The organism is Microbacterium sorbitolivorans (assembly GCF_003327285.1).
Lineage (GTDB): Bacteria > Actinomycetota > Actinomycetes > Actinomycetales > Microbacteriaceae > Microbacterium > Microbacterium sorbitolivorans.
In genome coordinates, this window is the sequence record NZ_KZ848473.1 from 230735 (window position 1) to 250069 (window position 19335).

29 protein-coding genes are annotated in these 19335 nt (G+C 65.6%); 17 read left to right on the forward strand and 12 right to left on the reverse strand.

Features of this window, described 5'->3' with window-relative positions; genetic code table 11:
* Nucleotides 1–10 precede the first annotated feature (10 nt).
* Nucleotides 11–1303: an exodeoxyribonuclease VII large subunit gene (gene xseA / locus DTO57_RS01105; protein WP_114116390.1), complete on the reverse strand. Its 1293-nt coding sequence runs from the start codon at nucleotides 1301–1303 to the stop codon at nucleotides 11–13.
* 52 nt (nucleotides 1304–1355) lie between these two features.
* Between xseA and DTO57_RS01110 the strand changes: the two genes are divergently transcribed.
* A complete protein-coding gene (locus tag DTO57_RS01110; protein WP_114116391.1) occupies nucleotides 1356–2396 on the forward strand; it encodes a 4-hydroxy-3-methylbut-2-enyl diphosphate reductase in 1041 nt (346 codons plus the stop codon).
* Nucleotides 2393–2947, forward strand: coding sequence for a DUF6264 family protein (locus tag DTO57_RS01115; RefSeq protein ID WP_114116392.1), 555 nt, complete (start codon nucleotides 2393–2395; stop codon nucleotides 2945–2947). Before DTO57_RS01110 ends, DTO57_RS01115 begins: the two co-directional genes overlap by 4 nt.
* Nucleotides 2948–3008: 61 nt before the next feature.
* On the opposite strand, the gene fbaA is transcribed toward DTO57_RS01115, so the two are convergent.
* Nucleotides 3009–4040: a class II fructose-bisphosphate aldolase gene (gene fbaA, locus DTO57_RS01120; RefSeq protein ID WP_114116393.1), complete on the reverse strand. Its 1032-nt coding sequence runs from the start codon at nucleotides 4038–4040 to the stop codon at nucleotides 3009–3011.
* 191 nt (nucleotides 4041–4231) lie between these two features.
* Between fbaA and glpX the strand changes: the two genes are divergently transcribed.
* Together glpX and DTO57_RS01130 are read left to right on the forward strand one after the other, a co-directional pair.
* A complete protein-coding gene (glpX, locus tag DTO57_RS01125) occupies nucleotides 4232–5233 on the forward strand; it encodes a class II fructose-bisphosphatase (RefSeq protein ID WP_114116394.1) in 1002 nt (333 codons plus the stop codon).
* Nucleotides 5234–5257: 24 nt separating this feature from the next.
* A complete protein-coding gene (locus DTO57_RS01130; protein WP_114116395.1) occupies nucleotides 5258–5458 on the forward strand; it encodes a UDP-N-acetylmuramyl pentapeptide phosphotransferase in 201 nt (66 codons plus the stop codon).
* On the opposite strand, the gene DTO57_RS01135 is transcribed toward DTO57_RS01130, so the two are convergent.
* The gene (locus DTO57_RS01135; protein WP_114116396.1) at nucleotides 5439–6656 is read right to left on the reverse strand and encodes a DNA recombination protein RmuC; all 1218 of its coding nucleotides are present in this window, start codon (nucleotides 6654–6656) and stop codon (nucleotides 5439–5441) included. The two genes, DTO57_RS01130 and DTO57_RS01135, sit on opposite strands and share 20 nt — an antisense overlap.
* 62 nt (nucleotides 6657–6718) lie before the next feature.
* Between DTO57_RS01135 and ychF the strand changes: the two genes are divergently transcribed.
* The 3 genes from ychF to DTO57_RS01150 all read left to right on the forward strand — a co-directional run bounded on the left by ychF (nucleotide 6719) and on the right by DTO57_RS01150 (nucleotide 8955).
* Nucleotides 6719–7792: a redox-regulated ATPase YchF gene (ychF, locus tag DTO57_RS01140; RefSeq protein ID WP_114116397.1), complete on the forward strand. Its 1074-nt coding sequence runs from the start codon at nucleotides 6719–6721 to the stop codon at nucleotides 7790–7792.
* Nucleotides 7793–7847: 55 nt separating this feature from the next.
* Entirely contained in the window at nucleotides 7848–8282 is a 435-nt protein-coding gene (locus DTO57_RS01145; protein WP_114116398.1) for a hypothetical protein, read from the forward strand.
* 280 nt (nucleotides 8283–8562) lie between these two features.
* The gene (locus tag DTO57_RS01150; protein ID WP_114116399.1) at nucleotides 8563–8955 is read left to right on the forward strand and encodes a VOC family protein; all 393 of its coding nucleotides are present in this window, start codon (nucleotides 8563–8565) and stop codon (nucleotides 8953–8955) included.
* A gap of 324 nt (nucleotides 8956–9279) precedes the next feature.
* On the opposite strand, the gene DTO57_RS01155 is transcribed toward DTO57_RS01150, so the two are convergent.
* Together DTO57_RS01155 and DTO57_RS01160 are read right to left on the reverse strand one after the other, a co-directional pair.
* Nucleotides 9280–10062 carry a MerR family transcriptional regulator gene (locus DTO57_RS01155; protein ID WP_229730346.1) on the reverse strand — a complete coding sequence of 261 codons (783 nt, stop codon included), beginning with the start codon at nucleotides 10060–10062 and terminating at the stop codon, nucleotides 9280–9282.
* 41 nt (nucleotides 10063–10103) lie between these two features.
* Nucleotides 10104–11012: a DUF2268 domain-containing putative Zn-dependent protease gene (locus DTO57_RS01160; protein ID WP_114116400.1), complete on the reverse strand. Its 909-nt coding sequence runs from the start codon at nucleotides 11010–11012 to the stop codon at nucleotides 10104–10106.
* Between the two features lie 145 nt (nucleotides 11013–11157).
* Here DTO57_RS01160 and DTO57_RS01165 point away from each other — a divergent pair, with 145 nt between their 5' ends.
* Genes DTO57_RS01165 through DTO57_RS01175 form a run of 3 tightly spaced genes read left to right on the forward strand, consistent with a single transcriptional unit; the run spans nucleotide 11158 to nucleotide 12276 of the window.
* On the forward strand, nucleotides 11158–11439 hold the full coding sequence (locus tag DTO57_RS01165) for a type II toxin-antitoxin system RelE/ParE family toxin (RefSeq protein ID WP_114116401.1): 282 nt from the start codon (nucleotides 11158–11160) through the stop codon (nucleotides 11437–11439).
* Complete coding sequence (locus DTO57_RS01170; protein ID WP_114117235.1) at nucleotides 11414–11734, forward strand: HigA family addiction module antitoxin; 321 nt, start codon at nucleotides 11414–11416, stop codon at nucleotides 11732–11734. The genes DTO57_RS01165 and DTO57_RS01170 overlap by 26 nt, the downstream gene beginning before the upstream one ends.
* Nucleotides 11731–12276, forward strand: a complete 546-nt coding sequence (locus tag DTO57_RS01175; RefSeq protein ID WP_114116402.1) for an AAA family ATPase — start codon at nucleotides 11731–11733, stop codon at nucleotides 12274–12276. The genes DTO57_RS01170 and DTO57_RS01175 overlap by 4 nt, the downstream gene beginning before the upstream one ends.
* A 91-nt stretch (nucleotides 12277–12367) precedes the next feature.
* On the opposite strand, the gene DTO57_RS01180 is transcribed toward DTO57_RS01175, so the two are convergent.
* Nucleotides 12368–12622 (reverse strand): DUF1272 domain-containing protein, encoded by a 255-nt coding sequence (locus DTO57_RS01180; RefSeq protein WP_114116403.1) that lies wholly within the window; start codon nucleotides 12620–12622, stop codon nucleotides 12368–12370.
* Nucleotides 12623–13267: 645 nt separating this feature from the next.
* On the opposite strand from DTO57_RS01180, the gene DTO57_RS14830 reads away from it, so the two are divergent.
* The 4 genes from DTO57_RS14830 to DTO57_RS01195 all read left to right on the forward strand — a co-directional run bounded on the left by DTO57_RS14830 (nucleotide 13268) and on the right by DTO57_RS01195 (nucleotide 14796).
* The gene (locus DTO57_RS14830) at nucleotides 13268–13885 is read left to right on the forward strand and encodes an alpha/beta fold hydrolase (RefSeq protein WP_114116404.1); all 618 of its coding nucleotides are present in this window, start codon (nucleotides 13268–13270) and stop codon (nucleotides 13883–13885) included.
* Nucleotides 13828–13998 (forward strand): hypothetical protein, encoded by a 171-nt coding sequence (locus DTO57_RS14265; protein ID WP_162785598.1) that lies wholly within the window; start codon nucleotides 13828–13830, stop codon nucleotides 13996–13998. Before DTO57_RS14830 ends, DTO57_RS14265 begins: the two co-directional genes overlap by 58 nt.
* 301 nt (nucleotides 13999–14299) lie before the next feature.
* Nucleotides 14300–14542: a type II toxin-antitoxin system Phd/YefM family antitoxin gene (locus DTO57_RS01190; protein WP_229730345.1), complete on the forward strand. Its 243-nt coding sequence runs from the start codon at nucleotides 14300–14302 to the stop codon at nucleotides 14540–14542.
* Nucleotides 14539–14796, forward strand: coding sequence for a type II toxin-antitoxin system RelE family toxin (locus DTO57_RS01195; RefSeq protein WP_114116405.1), 258 nt, complete (start codon nucleotides 14539–14541; stop codon nucleotides 14794–14796). The genes DTO57_RS01190 and DTO57_RS01195 overlap by 4 nt, the downstream gene beginning before the upstream one ends.
* Before the next feature lie 100 nt (nucleotides 14797–14896).
* Here the strand turns inward: DTO57_RS01195 and DTO57_RS01200 are convergent, their stop codons facing one another.
* The 4 genes from DTO57_RS01200 to DTO57_RS01215 all read right to left on the reverse strand — a co-directional run bounded on the left by DTO57_RS01200 (nucleotide 14897) and on the right by DTO57_RS01215 (nucleotide 16578).
* A complete protein-coding gene (locus DTO57_RS01200; protein ID WP_114116406.1) occupies nucleotides 14897–15184 on the reverse strand; it encodes a transcriptional regulator in 288 nt (95 codons plus the stop codon).
* A gap of 5 nt (nucleotides 15185–15189) precedes the next feature.
* Nucleotides 15190–15621 carry a hypothetical protein gene (locus tag DTO57_RS01205; RefSeq protein WP_114116407.1) on the reverse strand — a complete coding sequence of 144 codons (432 nt, stop codon included), beginning with the start codon at nucleotides 15619–15621 and terminating at the stop codon, nucleotides 15190–15192.
* Nucleotides 15622–15683: 62 nt separating this feature from the next.
* A complete protein-coding gene (locus DTO57_RS01210) occupies nucleotides 15684–16142 on the reverse strand; it encodes a phage tail protein (RefSeq protein ID WP_114116408.1) in 459 nt (152 codons plus the stop codon).
* 31 nt (nucleotides 16143–16173) lie between these two features.
* Complete coding sequence (locus DTO57_RS01215; protein WP_114116409.1) at nucleotides 16174–16578, reverse strand: arsenate reductase ArsC; 405 nt, start codon at nucleotides 16576–16578, stop codon at nucleotides 16174–16176.
* A 202-nt stretch (nucleotides 16579–16780) separates the two neighbouring features.
* Here DTO57_RS01215 and DTO57_RS01220 point away from each other — a divergent pair, with 202 nt between their 5' ends.
* Nucleotides 16781–17086 carry a hypothetical protein gene (locus DTO57_RS01220; protein ID WP_222843209.1) on the forward strand — a complete coding sequence of 102 codons (306 nt, stop codon included), beginning with the start codon at nucleotides 16781–16783 and terminating at the stop codon, nucleotides 17084–17086.
* Between the two features lie 43 nt (nucleotides 17087–17129).
* Here DTO57_RS01220 and DTO57_RS01225 read toward each other — a convergent pair whose 3' ends face one another.
* A complete protein-coding gene (locus DTO57_RS01225) occupies nucleotides 17130–17327 on the reverse strand; it encodes a helix-turn-helix transcriptional regulator (RefSeq protein ID WP_114116410.1) in 198 nt (65 codons plus the stop codon).
* Nucleotides 17328–17329: 2 nt separating this feature from the next.
* Entirely contained in the window at nucleotides 17330–17728 is a 399-nt protein-coding gene (locus DTO57_RS01230; protein WP_114116411.1) for a hypothetical protein, read from the reverse strand.
* 205 nt (nucleotides 17729–17933) lie between these two features.
* Here DTO57_RS01230 and DTO57_RS01235 point away from each other — a divergent pair, with 205 nt between their 5' ends.
* Together DTO57_RS01235 and DTO57_RS01240 are read left to right on the forward strand one after the other, a co-directional pair.
* Nucleotides 17934–18341 (forward strand): VOC family protein, encoded by a 408-nt coding sequence (locus tag DTO57_RS01235; protein WP_114116412.1) that lies wholly within the window; start codon nucleotides 17934–17936, stop codon nucleotides 18339–18341.
* Nucleotides 18342–18383: 42 nt separating this feature from the next.
* A complete protein-coding gene (locus tag DTO57_RS01240) occupies nucleotides 18384–19334 on the forward strand; it encodes a type VI immunity family protein (protein WP_114116413.1) in 951 nt (316 codons plus the stop codon).
* The last annotated feature ends 1 nt before the right edge of the window (nucleotide 19335 follow it).

The following is a 19335-nucleotide window of genomic DNA, read 5'->3' on the forward strand; positions in this document are numbered from 1 at the left end:
CGTTTCTATCCTACTTCCGCGAAGGGGCCGCCGCGGACGCGGTGCTGCCGTGCGAGGTCGCCGCGATGGCGCCCTCGTCGAGGGTGATGGTGAGGGCCGCGCCGTCGGGCGCCGACGCGGAGTCGCGCACGATGGATCCGTCGGCGAGCTGCGCGATCGCGTACCCGCGGGCGAGCGTCGACGCGGGCGAGAGCGCGCGCAGCGACGCGCGGAGCTCGCCCGTGCGGCGCTCGGCGCGATCGATTCCGCGGGCCATGAGGTCGCGGCCGCGGGACAGCGAGAGGAAGACCTCCTGCTGCCGCGAGCGGATCATCGAGTCGGGGTCGCGAAGCGAGGGGCGCGAGCGGATCTGCTCGACCTGCTGGATGCCGTGGGAGATCTGCTGTTGCAGGCGCGTCGTGAGCCGCGCGCGGAGCTGCCCGACGAGCGCCCGCTGCTCGCCCACGTCGGGCACGACGCGTTTCGCCGCGTCGGTCGGGGTGGAGGCGCGGAGGTCGGCGACCTCGTCGAGCAGGGGGCGGTCGTTCTCGTGGCCGATCGCACTGACGACCGGGGTCGTCGCCGCCGCGACGGCGCGGACGAGCTTCTCATCGCTGAAGCCGAGGAGCGTCTGCGGGTCGCCGCCGCCGCGAGCGATGATGATGACGTCGACCTCGGGGTCGGCGTCGAGCTGCTCGAGCGCCGCGAGGATCTCGGGGACGCTGCGATCGCCCTGCACCGTCGCGTGGATCGTGTGGAACTCGACCTGCGGCCAGCGCAACTGCGAGTTGCGGAGCACGTCTTTCTCGGCGTCGGAGCCCGCGCCTGTGATGAGACCGATGCGCGAGGGGAGGAACGGCAACGCCTTCTTCCGCGAGGCCGCGAACAGCCCCTCCTTCTGGAGCTGGCGGCGGAGCTTCTCGAGCCGCTCGAGCTGCGTGCCGAGCCCCACGTGTTTCATCGACGCGACCTGGAACGAGAACGAGCCGCGCTTGACGAAGTAGTCGGCCTTGAGGCACGCGATCACGTGGTCGCCGACGTGGAAGTCGTCGGTGAACTGCGCCACCACGTTCGACCAGACCTGCAGGTTGACCTGCGCGTCGGAGGTGAGGTCTTTCATTCCGCCGAAGACGTTGCGGCCGCGCACGTTCCACTGCGTGATCTCGCCCTCGACCCACACCGAGCCCCAGCGATCGATCGACGACTTGATCGTCTGGTTGAGGCGCGCCACCGACGTCGGCTGGTCGGGGCCGGAGTCGCGCGGCGAGACCTGATCGCTCGTCGGAGCCGCATCTGGGCCGGGAGAGGGCTGGAAGGTAGTCACACATCTAGGCTATTGCGGGCGTCTGACAAAGGAAGACACGTACCCTGGAGTCATGAGCCAGACCGCCGTAGCACTTCCGATCCCTCGCGTCCCCAGCCGGCGCGAGCGCCTCCAGGATATTCCCGTCGACGGTGACAAGCGGATCCTTCTTGCCGCGCCCCGCGGTTACTGCGCGGGAGTCGACCGGGCCGTGATCACCGTGGAGAAGGCTCTGCAGCGATACGGCGCACCCGTTTACGTGCGCAAGCAGATCGTGCACAACATCCACGTCGTGCGCGAGCTCGAGCAGCAGGGCGCGATCTTCGTGGAGGAGGTCGACGAGGTCCCTGAGGGATCCCACGTCGTCTTCAGCGCGCACGGCGTCTCGCCCATGGTGGTCGACGCGGCCGAGGAGCGCGGCCTGCAGGCCATCGATGCCACGTGCCCGCTCGTGACGAAGGTGCACCGCGAGGCCAAGCGCTTCGCGCGCGATGACTTCCACATCCTCCTCGTCGGCCACGAGGGCCACGAAGAGGTTGAGGGCACGGCCGGCGAGGCCCCCGACAACGTGACCATCGTCAACAACCCGGCCGAGGCCGACACGATCGAAGTCGAGGATCCGTCGAAGCTCGTCTGGCTCTCGCAGACGACCCTCTCGGTCGACGAGACGATGGAGACGGTGAACCGCCTGCGCGCGCGCTTCCCCGAACTGCAGGATCCGCCGTCGGACGACATCTGCTACGCGACCCAGAACCGCCAGGTTGCGATCAAGAAGGTCGCCGAGGGCGCCGATCTCGTGATCGTCGTCGGATCCGCGAACTCGTCGAACAGCGTGCGCCTCGTCGAGGTCGCGCTGCAGTACGGCGCGAAGGCCGCGTACCGCATCGACTACCCGGACGAGGTGCGGCAGGAGTGGCTCGAGGGCGTCAAGACCATCGGCATCACGAGCGGCGCGAGCGTGCCCGACGTGCTCGTGCAGGAGCTCATGCGCGAGCTTGCACACGCGGGCTACGGCGACGTCGAAGAGGTGCGCACCGCCGAGGAAGACCTGATCTTCTCGCTGCCCAAGGAGCTGCGCGACGGCCCGCGCGGCGGACGCCGGAGCCAGGAATGAGCGACGAGCGCCCGCGCCCGCAGTTCGGCGCGTATTCGAGCCCCGAAGAGCAGCGCGCTCGCAGCGGACAGGACGTCCCGAAGCGGGTTTTGGATCCGGCGCTCGTGCCGCGCGACATGCCGCCGGAGGACGCCGCGGCGCCCAAGCGACCCGGCCAGTATGAGCAGGTCAGCCAGGCGACCGTCGTCGATCGCGTGATCACCGTCGCGCTCATGGCGTTTGGGCTGTACTCGGTGCTCGGGGCGCTGCGGTCGTACACGGATCCGTACGCGCTGCTCGACGCGATCGGGATGAGCGACGTCGAGCTGACCGATCCCGCGGGCCTTCGCGTCGCGGGGATCGTCTCGATCGTCGTGATGCTGATCGGCTGGGGCGGCACGGTGTGGATTCTGTGGCGGCGGCACGCGCGCCGCAAGACGATGTGGTGGATCGCCGTGATCGCGGGCATCGTGTTCACGATCGTCGGGGCCCTGATCGTCGCGGTGCCGTTCGCGATGGATCCGGCGGTGCTGCAGAAGTTCGCGGAGCTGCAGGGCATCGAGCTGCCGTAACCGCACACGAAGATCGCCCCCGTTCCTTTCGGAGCGGGGGCGATCGTCGTCTGTCAGCGAATTAGGCGCTGATCGACTTGCCGAAGGAGCCGAGCTGCTTCGTCGCCTCGACCACGCGAGCGGCCATCGCCGTCTCGGCGACCTTGCCCCATGCGCGGGGGTCGTACTGCTTCTTGTTTCCGACCTCGCCGTCGACCTTCAGCACGCCGTCGTAGTTGGCGAGCATGTAGCCGGCGACCGAGCGCGTGAACGCGTACTGCGTGTCGGTGTCGATGTTCATCTTGATGACACCGTTCGCGACGGCCGTCGCGATCTCCTCGGCCGAGGAGCCCGAACCACCGTGGAACACGAGGTCGAGGGGCTTGGCGTCGGTGCCGAACTTCTCGGCGATGCCGGCCTGGATCTCACCCAGGAGCTCGGGACGGAGCTTCACTCCACCCGGCTTGTACACGCCGTGCACGTTGCCGAAGGTGAGGGCCGAGATGTACTTGCCCTTCTCACCGAGACCGAGGGCCTCGACGGCCTTGGTCACATCGCCGACGGTCGTGTAGAGCGCGTCGTTCGAACCCTCGTGCTGAACGCCGTCTTCCTCGCCGCCGACAACGCCGACCTCGATCTCGAGGATCGCGCCGATGTTGTGCGTGCGGGGGAGGAGCTCCTTGGCGATATCGATGTTCTCGTCGAGCGGCACGGCCGAGCCGTCCCACATGTGCGAGTTGAAGATCGGGGCGCCGCCGGCCTTCACCTGCTCCTCGCTCGCGGCGAGGATCGGGAGGAGGAAGTCGTCGAGCGCGTTCTTCGGGCAGTGGTCGGTGTGGATCGCGACCGTGACGCCGTAGCTGTCGGCGACGGTGCGAACGTACTGCGCCATGGCGATTGCGCCGGTTGCGCGCGCCTTGACGGTGTGGCCAGCGAAGTAGTCAGCGCCACCCGTCGTGACCTGGAGGATGCCATCCGAGCCAGCTTCGGCGAGGCCCTGCAGGACGGCGTTGATGGTCTGCGAGCTCGACACGTTGAATGCGGGGAAGGCGTATCCGCCATCCTTCGCACGGGTGAGCATCTCGGCGTACTGTTCCGGGGTTGCGACCGGCATTGTGCGTCTCCTTACGGATAGCGGTGTTGGGGTTCCAGCCTATTGTCTGCATGCCGCAGGAGGAATTCGAGACGGAGTCCGGGCGGGTGAAACGTCTCATTTATCTAAAATGTTAAAAACCGTAAATCCTTCGTTCTTGATGTTCGTTAAATGTGCGTTTCTTGCGTAGCGTTCTGAGTACTGTCGGAGTCATGACCGCTGATCACGAGATCCACGACACCGACGACCTCATCCCCCTGACGCCCGACCGCAACATCGCGCTCGAGCTTGTTCGCGCGACGGAGGCCGCCGCGATTCGTTCCGTTCCCTTCATTGGGCGCGGTCAGAAGGAACTCGCCGACGGCGCCGCCGTCGACGCCATGCGCGCCTTCCTGACGACCGTCGAGTTCGACGGCCGCATCGTGATCGGTGAGGGCGAGAAGGACAACGCGCCGATGCTGTTCAACGGCGAGCACGTCGGCACGGGCCGCGGTCGTTCGTACGACATCGCGGTGGATCCCATCGATGGCACGACGCTGACGGCCGAGGGCCGCAACAACGCCCTGAGCGTGATCGCGATGTCGGATCGCGGCACGATGCTCGACGCGTCGAGCGTCTTTTACATGGACAAGCTCGTGACGGGCCCCGCGGGCGTCGGCGTCGTCGACATTCGCCTCCCCGTGCAGGAGAACATCCGCTTGCTCGCGCAGGCGCTCGGTAAGCCGATCGACGAGATGGTGGTGTCGGTGCTGAACCGCCCGCGTCACCAGCAGCTGATCGCCGACATTCGCTCGACCGGTGCCGGCACGCGCCTCATGAGCGATGGCGACGTCGCGGGCGGCATCAACGCGGCGCGCCACGACGCGCGCACCGACATGTGTGTCGGCGTAGGCGGCAGCCCCGAGGGCATCGTCACGGCGTGCGCGATTAAGGCGCTGGGCGGACACATTCAGGGCCGCATGTGGCCCCGCGACGACGATGAGCGCCAGCGCGGCATCGATGCGGGCCTGCCGATGGACGATGTGCTCGAGGCCGAAGACCTCGTGAAGGGCAACAACACGATCTTCGTCGCGACGGGCGTGACCGACGGCGCCCTCGTTGCCGGCGTGAAGCGCCAGGACGGATACCTCTACACCGAGAGCGTCGTGCTTCGCGGTCACTCGGGAACCTTACGTCGAATCTCGAGCGACCACCTCGAGTCGAAGTGGCTCTAAGCCGACACATGCGATAATCAGGGCATGACCGAAGCCTCGGAAAAGTCTGCCTCTGAAGGTGCGCGCGCGGTGGTCGCCGACGCGCAGGATCCGGCACGCCGACCCGACGTGCTCTTCCGCGTGCGGCGACCCGAAGGCACTGAGCCGAGCGTCTGGTGGTCGGTCGGTGGCTTCGTGGTCATCGCCGCGGGCATCCTGCTCTCGCTTAACTGGCTTCCGGGCTAAGCTCCGCGGCGAGCATTTCGGGCGCCGATAGGCGGCGCACTGGCGAATCGATCACCTGGGGCGAACGCGCGCTATTGAGCTTGGACGCGTCGATGCCCGGGAACTTCCGCGCCGTGACGAGCACGCGCGATTCGAGCGAACCGACGAGACCGTTATAGGCGTCGACGGTTCGCTCGATCGCGCGGCGCATGTCGTCGGCCTTGCCCGCGAGCGAGCCGAGGCGCTCGTAGAGCTGGTTGCCGAGGTCGAAGAGCGTCTTGGCCTCGACCGAGACCTCCTGCTGAGTCCAGGAGTAGGCGACCGTCTTCAGAACGGCCCAGAGGTTGACGGGCGAAGCCAGCGCGACGCGCTTGCTGAACGCGTACTCGAGCAGCCCCGGATCCTCCGCGAGCGCCGCCGATAGCACCGACTCGCTCGGGATGAAGCAGACGACGAACTCCGGGCTTGCGTCGAGGCCCGTCCAATAGGCCTTCTTCGCGAGCGCGTCGACGTGCGCACGAACGGCCTTGACGTGCTTCTGCAGGAGCTCGGCGCGCCGCGCGTCGTCGTCTCCGACGGCCGTCTCGGGGATGGCCTCGGCGTCGAGGAACGCCGCGAGCGGCGCCTTCGCGTCGACCGCGATCGACGTGCCGCCCGGCAGGTGCACGAGCATGTCGGGGCGGCCCGCGCCCGCGTCCGACGAGATCGACGACTGCTCGTCGAAGTCGACGCGTGCGATGAGGCCGGCCGATTCGACGATGCGCCGGAGCTGGGTCTCGCCCCACACGCCGCGCGTCGTGTTCGAGCGCAACGCGCCGGCGAGCTGCTCGGTCGTCGCGCGGAGCTGCTGGTCGAGGGCATGCGCCGTGCGGAGCTGCTCGGACACCTGACCGAATTGCTCGGTGCGCTCGCGCTGCATCTCATCGACGCGCTGCTGCATGCGCTGGAGGGATTCGCGGACGGGGGAGAGCGCCTGCATGACGGCGCTCTCGCGCTGCGCCCGGAGCGCCTGCTCCTGGCGTTCGGTGCGGTCGCGCTCCGCGGCCTCGCGGGCGCGCTGCTCGGAGCGCTCGAGCGCCTCGCGCAGCCCCGCGGCCTCCGCGGTCGCCCTCGTGGCCTCCGCCTCGGATCCGGCCGAGCGTGACGCCCGCGCGAACCACCCGATGGTGGCGCCGGCGGCCACCCCGATCAGCACCATGAGAACCCAGAAAAACTCCATGGATCCAATTTCTCCCGAACCACTGACAAACGAACCAGGTGGCCCGGATAGAATCGACTCCCGTGGCTCTGACTATCGGCATCGTAGGACTTCCCAACGTGGGAAAGTCGACCCTGTTCAACGCTCTCACCGAGAACGACGTCCTCGCAGCGAACTACCCGTTCGCGACGATCGAGCCGAACGTCGGTGTCGTCGAGCTCCCGGATCCGCGACTGAACCGCCTCGCGGAGATCTTCGGATCCCAGAAGCTTCTTCCGGCGCCCGTGTCGTTCGTCGACATCGCCGGTATCGTGCGCGGCGCGAGCGAGGGCGAGGGCCTCGGCAACCAGTTCCTCGCGAACATCCGCGAGGCTGACGCGATCGCGCAGGTCGTGCGCGGTTTCACCGACAGCGACGTGACGCACGTCGACGGTCGTGTCGACCCGCACAGCGACATGGAGACGATCAACACCGAGCTGATCCTCGCCGACATGCAGACCCTCGAGAAGGCGGTTCCGCGTCTCGAGAAGGAAGTGAAGGGCAAGAAGGCCGACCCGGCCGTGCTCGACGCCTCCAAGGAAGCCCTCGCGATCCTCGAGACCGGCAAGACGCTGTTCCAGGCCGGCTTCGACACGACGCCGATCCGAGAACTCGGCCTGCTGACGGCAAAGCCGACGCTGTTCGTCTTCAACGTCGACGAGGGCGTGCTCACGGACGAGGCGCGGATGAACGAGCTCCGCGAGCTCGTCGCCCCCGCGAAGGCCGTCTTCCTCGACGCCAAGGTCGAGTCTGAGCTCGTCGGCATGGACCGCGACGAGGCGCTCGAGCTGCTTCAGGCTCTCGGCCAGCCCGAGTCGGGCCTCGACCAGCTCGCGCGCGTGGGCTTCGAGACCCTCGGCCTGCAGACCTACCTGACGGCGGGCCCGAAGGAGGCGCGCGCCTGGACGATCCGCAAGGGCGCCACCGCCCCGCAGGCCGCCGGCGTGATCCACACCGACTTCGAGCGCGGCTTCATCAAGGCCGAGATCGTGTCGTTCGAAGACCTCGACCAGTACGGATCCATGGCAGACGCCAAGGCCGCCGGCCGCGTGCGCATGGAGGGCAAGGACTACGTGATGGTCGACGGCGACGTGGTGGAGTTCCGCTTCAACGTCTGACCCTTCGATGAGCGGCGGTGCGTGAGTGGTCCCCGGGCGATCCAGGTGGATGCAGATGCATCTCGCGAGGAAGCACTGGGCGATCGTCGCTGTCACGGCGGCGCTGGTGGTCGGCGGGTGCGCGATGGCCTGGTCCTGGGGGATCTGGGGCGTGTTCGTCGCCTGTGCTGCTCTGACGTTGGTGGGTTCGACGGGCCCGGCTCTATTGCTTCTGCCGCGGTCCGCGGTGACGCCGATGCTGGTCGCGCAGGTGGCGTCGTGTGCGGTGTGGTTCATGCTCATCGGATGGGGGCTGGTCCTGCTGCTGGACCCGGCGTACACCGTCGGATGGGTGTTCCCAGGGAAGAGCGGCGTCGGCGCGCGTGTGGTGGACGAGGATGATGCATGGTGGATCGGCTGGCTGATCCTCAGCCTTGGGCTCTTCTGCACGGTGACGGTCATCGCCGTCGAGATCATTCCTCGCCTCCGCCGCGCGCGGCGGGAGTCGTGACCTCGAGGGCGTCGCGGTCCGGGGTGGGCTGTCCGCGGTGCCCGCGGGCCGCCCACCCGACGCGGTGGTTTCTCTCCAGAGGCTGCTCCGTGCCGGAACTTGGTGGAATTTGGTTCTGCCGTATCGCCTCCGGTAGTGCGTGGTGTCATGCGCTTCCGCTGCGTTTGGTCACCGCGTTGCTGCCCTTGTCCATGACCTCCCTGGTCCGCTCGTGTCGGTGGACAGCTGGATGACGACCCTGCGAGCCGATCCGCGAGACCCGTTGCCATACGATTGAGCGGTGACGACTCCTATACGCCGCGAGATCGGCCAAGTCTTCATCCCGGTGCGGGACATCCACCGCTCTGTCGACTGGTACGGCAGGCTGCTCGGTGCGGAGGTGTCCCTGCCTTCGCATGGCGACACGATCGTCGACGTCCCGATGGAAACGGGCCCCGGCCTTGCTCTGGACGCGAACGCGCCGTTCACGCCGGACGGTCCGCCACGCTTCTTCTGGTGGGCCGATGACCTCGGCGCAGTCGTGGCGCATGTGCGCGATCTCGGGGCCGAACTTGCCTCGGACGTAGTCGACATCGGGAGCGTGGCCTTCGTCCAGTTCCGGGATCCTGACGGGAACCTGCTCATGGTGTGCGCTCGAACCGAGGGCGACGAGTCCGCTCACACCGTTGTCTGACCGCCGGTGCGCGAAGGCGCGGCTCATCAGTGCTGGCCCGCACAACGACAGTGGCGGAGGAGATTGCTCGATGTCGGAATGGGGTGGATTTCCGTTTCTCGAACTAAACCTTTGGCGCGCTCGCACTTCCGGATTGAAGCCGACGCGCACAGCTTCGCTCGCCGTCAATAATCAGTACCGTGTCGAAGTCGGCGTAAGCCCTCTGTGTCAGCCTTGAGTGAGATCCCCGGTGACCCTCTGTGGATCTGTACCCCGGAGTTGCACCCTTACTGCAAAGTGACAGGTTGGTATGTACCGGAACTCGGTGGAGTTTAGATTTTCAAATTAACCTCTGAGGTCATCCGCAGGAGAAGGCTTTAGTCCTCGCACGTGAAGTCGCAACGCGTTTGCAGCGAAACTTGCGGCCTCCGGGGTTCCGAAGGCGACATGGAAGTCGGGGTTCGTTTCGTACTGGTCTGCGAGACCACGGATCATGTCGACGGACTTCGCCGTGTCGCCTGCATGGGTAGGAGTTCCCGGAATCTCCTTGAACCACTCCACGTGAACGGCCGCATGCTCCTGCGCTATCGCGGAGTCCAGTTCATGCCCTTCCTGCTGGATCACACGCCACCGGGTGAGTAGGGCGTCGGCTCTGACTTTCCATGCCTTTTGCTGCTGGACCGATTTCCCGTGCCACCACTGATTCGATGCGTCGAATGCGTCGCGGCCCCAGCGCTCGACGACCTCAACCTCATATCGGTCGTTGAATCCCTCGAGCATGACATCCATGCGAGGTTCGCGGCCCTGGCGACGCATGGACAAGGTGTGCTCCACCGCGTTGATGCGTCGATTCAGAGAGTCGCGTTCCCTAGCGAGATGCTCCAAGTGCCCGGTGAGCGCTTGGACTTCCACCTCAGGAGTTGTGGGCACATCAAGTACGTCCGCGATGTCGGCCAGCGGCATGCCCGTTTCTCGCAACAGCAGGATTCGCTGCAGGCGGGAGACTGCGTCGGGCCCGTAGTACCGGTAACCGTTGGACCCGACGCGGTCTGGCTCGAGCAGCCCAATCTGGTGGTAGTGACGCAGCGTTCGCCCGCTGATGCCCGCACGTTCTGCGAGCTCGTGCACGGTCCACTCCACGGACTGCCTCCAGCTGGTTGACGTCGTTCTCATTCTTCCCGATTGAGGCGCAAGCCCAGTTGAGGCGCGGCGACACGCAGAACCTCGTCCACAGGCACGGCAATGCTCTGTGCCGCGGTGGCTCCTGTGGCATCGAGGTAGGCGCGAACTAGCCGTATGCCGGCTGCGTAGCCAGCACCCGTGGGCAGACCAACTGGCTCTGCGCCGAGGAGGCGCGCGCTCGCGTCACCATGCACCCACGCCGTGAAGTTCTGCATGCCTGTGACGTGCAGCCCGCTTGCGACCTTCGCAAGGACTTCGGCATCGTTGTGGGTGCTTTCACTGACGAAATGCGTGTACCCGCGGTCGCCGAACAGCTCCGCAGCGAACACGTCCGCAAGCCCTTCCGAGATTACCTGCTCGCCGACGGTGACCGTCATCGGGTCCCATACGACTCCGCCCGGCGAGTACCGCACATTGTGGTGCAGTTCATGAACGGTAATCGCTTCGAGTCGCTCCAGAACCTGGGGCGTGGGCCAGACGGTGATGGTGATGTAGCCGCTGATTCCACCGAATGCGGACAGCCCCTGGATCTCGTCGACGAAGTGCTTGTTGTCGGGATCGGCTAACACGAGGAGCACCTGCAGATCGGGCACCTCGATGCCCGGGGCAGCTGCCCGGAGTGCCGCGGCTCCGGACTCGAGCGCCGTAGTGATGCGGTTCCAGGCGTCTGCCTCGACGAGACGCTCGAGGGCCCCCTGGATCGGTTCGGTTGCGCCCTCCCAGTCGAAGCCGAAGTTCTGTCGGTGCACGGTGGCCATGTCGCCCCCTCCCGGGATGAAGTGGTACATCCCAGCCAGGGGAGACCACATCTCACGGACCAGATCGGCGCGGTCATCGGGTGTCGCTGCGAGCACTCGGCGCATGCTCGACGCGCTGTCAATCACTGAAATAGTCATAGCAAGAGACGGTAAACCTTGCCGTTACGACAAGGTCAAACCCGGGGAGTAGCTAACTTCTCCAGAGGTTGGTATCTGCGGCGACGTGGTGGAGTTCCAGTTTAACGTATAGCGTTATTGACGATCTCCGTTATACACTTACCGTGTGATCAGATCGTTCGGGAGCAAAGACACCGAGCGCATCTGGCGTGAGCAGTACGTCAAGGGTGTTGATCGAGCCGTGCAGCGGGCGACGCTGCGCAAGCTCGAGCTGATTCATGCGGCGAAGGACGTCGACGACCTGCGGATCCCACCGGGGAACCGGTTGGAGAGGCTGGCCGGCGACCGTCGCGGTCAGCACAGCATCCGGGTGAATACCCAGTGGCGGATCTGCTTCGTCTGGAGAGATGGAGGTGCAGAAGATGTCGAACTCGTCGACTACCACTGAGGCCGACCTGATAGAGCCGATCCACCCGGGGGAGATCCTGATGGAGGACTTCATCGAGGGATTCGGGATCACTCAGAACAAGCTCTCGGTATCGATCGGTGTGCCGCCGCGGCGGGTCAATGAGATCGTGCACGGCAAGCGCGGGATCACTGCGGACACGGCGATCCGGCTGGCGCGCTACTTCGGCACGTCCGAGGAGTTCTGGATGAATCTGCAGTCGAACTACGAGCTTCGGCTCGAGCGCCGAGCGCTACGCGACAAGGTCGCTGAGATCACGCCGCTGCAGGTCGCATGAGACCTAAATTGACCGGCTCGGAAAGTTCTCGTCTGATCATCATCCGCGGGAACTCGGGCAGCGGAAAGTCGCACTTGGCGCACGCAGTCCGAGCTGCGCGACCGCGGGGCGTGGCGATCATCGCTCATGACGTGCTGCGGCGAGAGATCTTGCATGTTCGCGATCACCCCGGTGCATTGAGCGTTCAATACATCGATCTGTCGGCGCGATTCGCCCTCGATAACGGGCTCGACGTGGTGATCGAAGGCATCCTGCATTCCGAGAGTTATGGCGAGATGCTGTCTCAGCTGCGAGACGACCATCGTGGTCTGACTCGTTGTTACTACTACGAACTCAGCCTTGACGAGACACTTGAACGGCATCGAACTAAGGCGCTGGCCGCTGAGGTGTCGGAGGCTGACGTCGCATCCTGGTACCGCAGCGACGACCGAGTCGCTGCCTTGGATGAGGCGACGTTCGATGCCACAGTAAGCGCCGCCGAAGCTCTGCAGCGTGTCCTTATGGACGTGGGGTGGAGCAGAGACCTCGACACTGCCTTATAACTGATCCTCATGATGCCTGCCCTGACGTGATGCGGTCGAGTAACGAATCCGGCAGAGGTTGTTCCGTGCTGGAACGTGGTGGAGTTCCGCTTCAACGTGTGATCGCTGAGGCGGTGCGACCCACGCAGTCCGGTGCGATGACTCGGGTGTTCGACGGCGGGTGATCTGCGAGGGTGCTAGCCGGTCGGATCGGCCGAGGGGTGAGGTTGCCGGAGCAGTTGGGGCACGTCATGCTGAGGCGCTTGCGCGCGCATTCGCCGCACCAGGTGCACTCGAAGCTGCAGATGTAGACGTCGGGGTCGGATACCGCGAGGTCGCGGTCGCAGCACTCGCAGTTCGGTCGCAGTTCGGTCGCAGTTCCAACATGCCCCTAGTGTACTGGCGGCCTCGTGAGTGGTCGTGCCCACTGCTGGAGCGGCGCGCGGGACCATGCCGTCGGGGCCGGATCCGGTCGCGATCACGGACATCGGGCTTCGCCCGGTGATCCGTGTGCGCGGAGCGTGTGTTGAGGACGTCGTCTCCCGGGCGTGACCTGCGGCCCGCGGACTCGAAGCCGAGATGCCGAGTCGCACGCCCGACGATGTCGATGGCGATAGGGTCGTGAGGTCGGTCCGTGCCGGAACGCGGTTGAATTCAGGTTCAATGTCTAATACAGGCTTCTTGCCCACCTACCTGCGCATCAGTCCCTGACGCCGGGCACTCCCGTAACATTGCGGGTATGAATGGGGCGCTTTCGAAGGGTCGAGCGAATGTGCCACCGGCACGGGCTGGCCGACTTGACTCCACGGACCGCCGGTACGAGCCTTTCGTGCGCCTCGTCCCTGCACCAGTGCGGCGGGTGGCCTCGTCGTGGAGGTGGGATGCGCCGGACGGGGGTGGTTCGTGGGACCTGCACATCGAGCACGTGGGTGCCCCGACGGCTTCGGTCCGAATGCTGCTTGTCCATGGAGCGGGAGGGAACGCGGCGGCGATGTAGCCCTACGCTGCACACCTGAGTCGCCTGGGCGCTCGGATTACGGTGGTCGATCTGCCCGGTTACGGGCGAACGATCCGGGTGCGGCGTGGACGCCGCAGCGTTAGTTATGGCGACTGGCAGCAGCTGCTCGTCGATCTCGTGGGTCGCGAGCATGACGAGCGGCCACTCGTCCTCGTCGGGGCGAGCATGGGTGGTGCCCTCGCGGTCGACACCGCTGCAGTGACCGGACTGGCCAAGCGGGTCATCGCGACTTGCCTGCTCGACCCGACTCGGCTGGGCATCGCTGCCGCCATCGTGCGAGCCCCGTGGATAGCGCGGCTGGGATTGCCACTGCTGCATTTCGCCCGGGGGCTAGCGGCGAATCCACGGATCCCGGTCCGCGTGCTGACCCCTATGTCTGCGATTTCGAACGACCCTGGCCTCAGTCATGCAGTGCTCACCGACCCGTGCGGCGGTGGTGGCGCGATGCCGGTGGCTGGTACCGCTCGTTCCTCGAGGCAGGTCCGGCTATTCCACCCGAGCAATACCAAGGACCACCGGTCGTGCTGTTGCATCCGGCCGAGGATCGTTGGACTATGCCGGAGCTCAGCCTCGACTACCTTGGTCGGCTTCACGGCAAGGCCCGGGTCGTGATGCTTCCTGGCTGCGGCCACTTCCCCCTCGAGGAGCCCGGCTTCCAGGTCCTCCTGGACGAGGTTTCGGATGAGATGGAACAGGTGCTGGATGACCAGCGGAGAGGCAGCTGAGTCGGCCATTCGCGGTGAGGGACCGTAGCCCTGAGACCGGTCTGGCCCGGTGAGGCGTGTATGCGTTCCTGGCCGTGGCGACGTGGTGGAGTTCCGCTTCAACGTGTGAGCTCGCTTCCACCCCCTCGAGCTGCCTCGTCTGGACCTCTCGGAAGATGACCATCTGTGTCTTGGCGTGCTCGGGCCGGCGACCGGTCGGATCCAGGCGGCCACTGACTAGCGACCGCTCCGCGCTTCGGATGGCGTCATGGGCGAAGTCTTCACCCTCCCGATAATGTACATTTCCGGGTATTCTTGAGTCATGGAGATCACCGCAACCAAGGCGCGCGACCAACTCGGTCGGCTCATCGATCGGGCACACAGCGAGCCCGTTTACCTCACTCGTCACAATCGGCGAGTGGGTGCGATCGTGAATGCCGAAACGCTCGATCGGCTGATGGAAGCGGCGGAGGAGCTTGACGACATCGCGGCCTATGACGCGGCGAAGGCTGACGGCGGAGAGAGCATTACGCTCGATGAGCTCCGTCGCGAACTTGGCCTGTGACCTATACGGTTCGAATCGGGTCCGCCGCGCGCCGTCAGATCCGCAAGCTCCCGCGTGACGGTCAGGAGCGAGTCAGCGCCGTACTTGTCCTCCTGGCGGACGAGCCGCGGCCGCCCGCGTCGAAGAAACTCACCGGGCGTGACGCTTGGCGCGTGCGCACCGGGAGCTGGCGAGTGATCTACGAGATTCACGATAACGAACTGCTCGTCATGGTCGTCGCGGCGGGGAACAGGCGTGATGTCTACCAGCGCTGATGTAAGTCAAGCAGTGTGCTTTCCAGCGGGCTAAAGCTCTCACCGACGATGCGGGTGGTCTTGCGATGCATAGCGTTTTTCGTCGAAGGGCCCAGTCAGATTAGTTTCCGGCAATGCGATTCAGCGTCTCGATCAGGTTGCGGAACGTGCGTCGGCCCTCTGGGGTGAGTCGCACGAGTGTCGACCCGTACCGGTTCTTGCGTTCCTTGGAGATCTCGACCAGACCGCGCTCCTCGAGATCTCGCAGGATCTTGGATAGATCCGGCATCGAGAGATCCGTCGATTCTTGGAGCGCGGGATAGTCGGCTTGCTCGACCTGGCTGAGGTGCGACAGCGTGACGAATCGCTTTGGCGCAACGAGGTGGGGGTCGATGTCGGTGTATGCCATTGTGGTCAGCGGCGAATGAGAAGCACGAGGTAAAGCACGAGCCACGCGGCCGGTGCGAGGGCAGCAAACAGAAAACCCTCGGGCAGAGGGACTGTTTCTCCGTGAACGAGAACGCGCCAGATCGGGATCAGTAGCCAGACCGTGAATGCTGTCGCAACGGAAGCGCCCTTCAACCGAGGCTCGTTGGGGCGGTCGAGTCGGCTCTTGATCCATCCGTGCGCGATGACGATCGCGCCGAGGGCAAGGGGGATGGCCCACCACACGTGACCCACCATGGTGAGGAGCCCGGCGGCGAACGACAGTAAAACCGTGGCTGCCGTGCTGAGGTGATCGCGTGCGGTGAAGACGCGTCGAGGGCGACGCGGAATGGAGTCGAGCAAGCCCTGCGCGTGCTCAGGGGAGACGGGCGAGGGGCCTTGGGATCCGTCGGCAGGCATGCCTCACACCGTAGCAACTAGTTTCTAAATTTGAAAGTAGAGAATTGCTGCAACGCCCCGGATCAATACTCGCCCTTAATAACGAAGTAGGATCCGCGGATCGTGCCCGCGAGCTTCGACTTCTGACGCGCGAACTTGAAGGATCCAAGCTCCTCGGGGACCTCCATGCCATCGGAGAGCTTGAAACCCACGGCGTGCTTGCCGCCCTCCGCGAGCTCGTACAGAACATTGATCGACAGTCCCGATTCGTAGAACACGTACGCCCAACGGATCCCCGGCACGGGCGGCTCGGCGACCTCGAGCGCGGGGGAATCGATCACGATGCCGCGCTCGTCGGCCAGGATCTTCGTGACCCATGCCAGCGTCTCGGTGCCCTCGGCGGGCACGGTGGCGAAGTCGAGCTTGTACTTGTTGTGGATATAGCGCGCCTCGTTGGCGCGGAGGCCCGCGAGGGCGGGTGCGACGGGCGATGATTCCAGCCCGGAGGTGGAGACGTTCACGAAGTCGATAACGTGCGGCATGCGACCACGCTATACCTTCGGCGGCGGCTACTCAGCTGATTACGAGCTCGGCGATGAGCTTCTCGACGCGCGCGCGAATCTCGTCACGGATCCGCCGGACGGTGCCTTCATCCCGCCCGGCCGGGTCGTCGAGAACCCAGTCTTCGTAGCGCTTGCCGGGGAAGATCGGGCATGCGTCGCCGCAGCCCATCGTGATGACCACGTCGGACTCACGCACGGCCTCGACGGTGAGGAGTTTCGGCGTGTTCGATGCGATGTCGATGCCCTCCTCGGCCATCGCGGCGACCGCGACCGGGTTGATCTGATCGCGCGGCTCGGATCCGGCCGAGAGAACCTCGATCCGGTCCCCGGCAATGGCCTGCAGATAACCAGCCGCCATTTGCGAGCGGCCCGCGTTGTGCACGCAGACGAACAGGACGGTGGGCTTCTCGGCCATGATGCTCCGGCTCCTCGGCCATGATGCTCCGGCTCCTCGGTGGATGACGTTGCTAGTAATGCCCATTCTCTCGCAGGTGGGCGGGCCGCCGTCGAGGGTCAGCGGCTTCGACCGGCCCGTCACGGGAGCAGACGCCGAGTATCCTGGCGCCATGCGGATCACCGTGCCCGACGATTGCGGAAATTCTCCGAGGAATCTTCTCGTGAGCCAGCTCTCGGTCGACTGGGCCGCGGGCAACCTCGACGACGTGCGAGCGTGGCTCGCCGACGATGTTCGGTGGGAAGTGCTGGGGGATCCGGGCCGCGATGTCGAGGGTGCTCTCTCGCTCCCGCGCGATGTGCAGGAGGTTGAGGTTTATACCGCGATCAACCACGGCAAGGCGGCGAGCTGCAATGGCTGTCTGGTGACGCCGACGGAACAGATCGACTTCTGCCACGTCTTCCGCTTCTCTGGGGTGGCAAAAACCGCGAGAATCGTCCACATTCGCACGTATCTTGTCCGAAGCTGACATGTGGCGTCGCGCGGGGCGTGGCGGCTGACTGCGACGATTCTCAGTCGGCGCTGGGATCGAAGAGATCCTCGATCCGGCAGCTGAAGACATCGGCGAGCCGGAAGGCAAGGGGGAGCGACGGGTCGAATCGTCCGCGTTCGATCGAGATGATCGTCTGCCGCGAGACTCCGAGCTCATCGGCGAGACGCTGTTGCGACCAGTTGCGATCGAGCCGACGCTCCTGAAGCGAATTCTTCACCGTCAGCCGCGCTTCTTCGCCATGAGGTAGCGCACGAATGTGCTGAAGAAGGCGATCCAGATCACTCCGATGAGCGCCCAGGTGCCGTCGAGGGCAATGCCGGCGATCGAGACGACCGCGAGCGTGAGTCCCGTGAGCATGACCGTATCGCGGAGCGCGCCCGACATTGCGGCATCTAGCCACTTCGACTCCACCGACTCGTCGGGCCTGTCGATCGCGTCGCGGAGGGTCGAGCGATCGACGATCATCGCCCAGATGAGGCCGATGAACCCCCAGGACATGACGAGTGCGAATACCGCCGCGACGATAAGGGCCTGCTCGCCCTCGGCGACATCCGTGAGGAGCGTGAGTGCGCCGACCCCGATGGCCAGGAGCAGCCCAGCGGGTACTGCGACGGCCATTGCGGGGACCCTGCCCTGTGCGAACCGGGTCTGCCCCCAGCGTGTTTTGGTGTTCATGATCTCTTCCGTTGTAAAGCAGCCTTAACGTGTGAAGCTAGCTTGACATGCAAAGGTTGCTTTACACAAGCCCGGGGCTCCAAAATTCGAATGTCACCGCTGGGTGCAATCATGAGAGCCTCGTCATGAGACCGCAGAGGAGGCCAGCGTGGACCAGAGGGTGAGTTTCATTACATTGGCGGTGGCCGATGTGCGCCGCAGCCGACAGTTTTACGTCGACGGTTTGGGGTGGCGGCCGATGTTCGAGAGCGACGACGTGCTGATGCTGCCGGTGGGTGAGCACCTCATGCTGTCGCTGTGGAGCGTCGAGGGATTCACCGCCGAAATCGGGCATGCCCCGGCCGCGGGCATCGCGCCGTTGACCCTCTCGCACAACATGCCGACCGAGGCCGGCGTTGATGAGGTACTCGCGATGGTGGCTTCGTTGGGCGCCGAAGTGAGTTCCGCAACGCGACGCGAGTGGGGTGGATACTCCGGCTACTTCGTTGATCCCGATGGCTTCCGGTGGGAGGTCGCGATGAACCCGGGGCCGACCGGCGATTATGTGTTGCCGTAGAGTCGCGCCCGCGCGCGCGTATTGGGATTCGGGGGAGGCGAGATGGGCGACCTCGACGAGCTGACGATCCCGGCGCCCCAGACCGGGGCTCCGCTGCAGAGGCTCGGAGTCACCGCGCAGCTGTACATCCCCGACGGGCACCGGCCGGATCCGCGGCGCGCGGCGCTCGCGGTCGTGCGCGACATCGTAGAGCTCGCGCCGGGACGGTTCCCGCTGTGGATGGGGAGCGAGCACAACCGGCCTCGCCAGGTGCGCGAAGGTACCGGCGACGAAATGGCGCGCTCTGCGGAACGGGTCATCGATCACCCGGATCAGGTGTTGAGCATCGCGCTCCTGCAGCGCGAGAACCCACCACGCTGGCAGGCGGAGACGATGATGCTCGCGGAGGATCCGCGGCGTTCCTGGCTCTCGCGCGTGACCTTTTCGGCGCCGCCGTCCTTCGCTCTCAGAGACACGGAACGATACGTCGACCTCGTCGCGCGGTGGGCGCAGGCGACGCGGCCCCAATACGGCACGGCCGGGCTCGCCCTCGTCGACGAGGCGGGCATGGTGCACCACCGCGGCGGTGCGGCGCTTCCATGGCTCGATCGCTATCCCGGGCTCGACTGCGAGACGTTCAACCTCCAGCCCAAGCCCGGCCGCTACATGACGGTGAACTGGCTTACAGTCGTCGGGGATCCCGTGATCGACGAACTCGGCGGAGACGACGCGATTCGGTCGCGGCTGGCGCTCGCCGCGGAAGAACGCGGCATCGAGACCCCGCGGATCCTGCGCTACGACGGCGGCGTCGTGATCCGCGCGAGCGACCTGCCCCTTCTTGGCGACCGCGGGAGGGGTGACATTCCCGCCCCGTATCGCGTGGTCAACGCGGCGCTCCGCGAGGCGCGCTTCGAGGACTATCCCGAGGGCCCGAACATGCACCTCATCGACGCGCCGCGCGGCACCGACCTCCGGCAGGCGACCCTCGATTGGATCCGCCGCTTCGACGACTGAT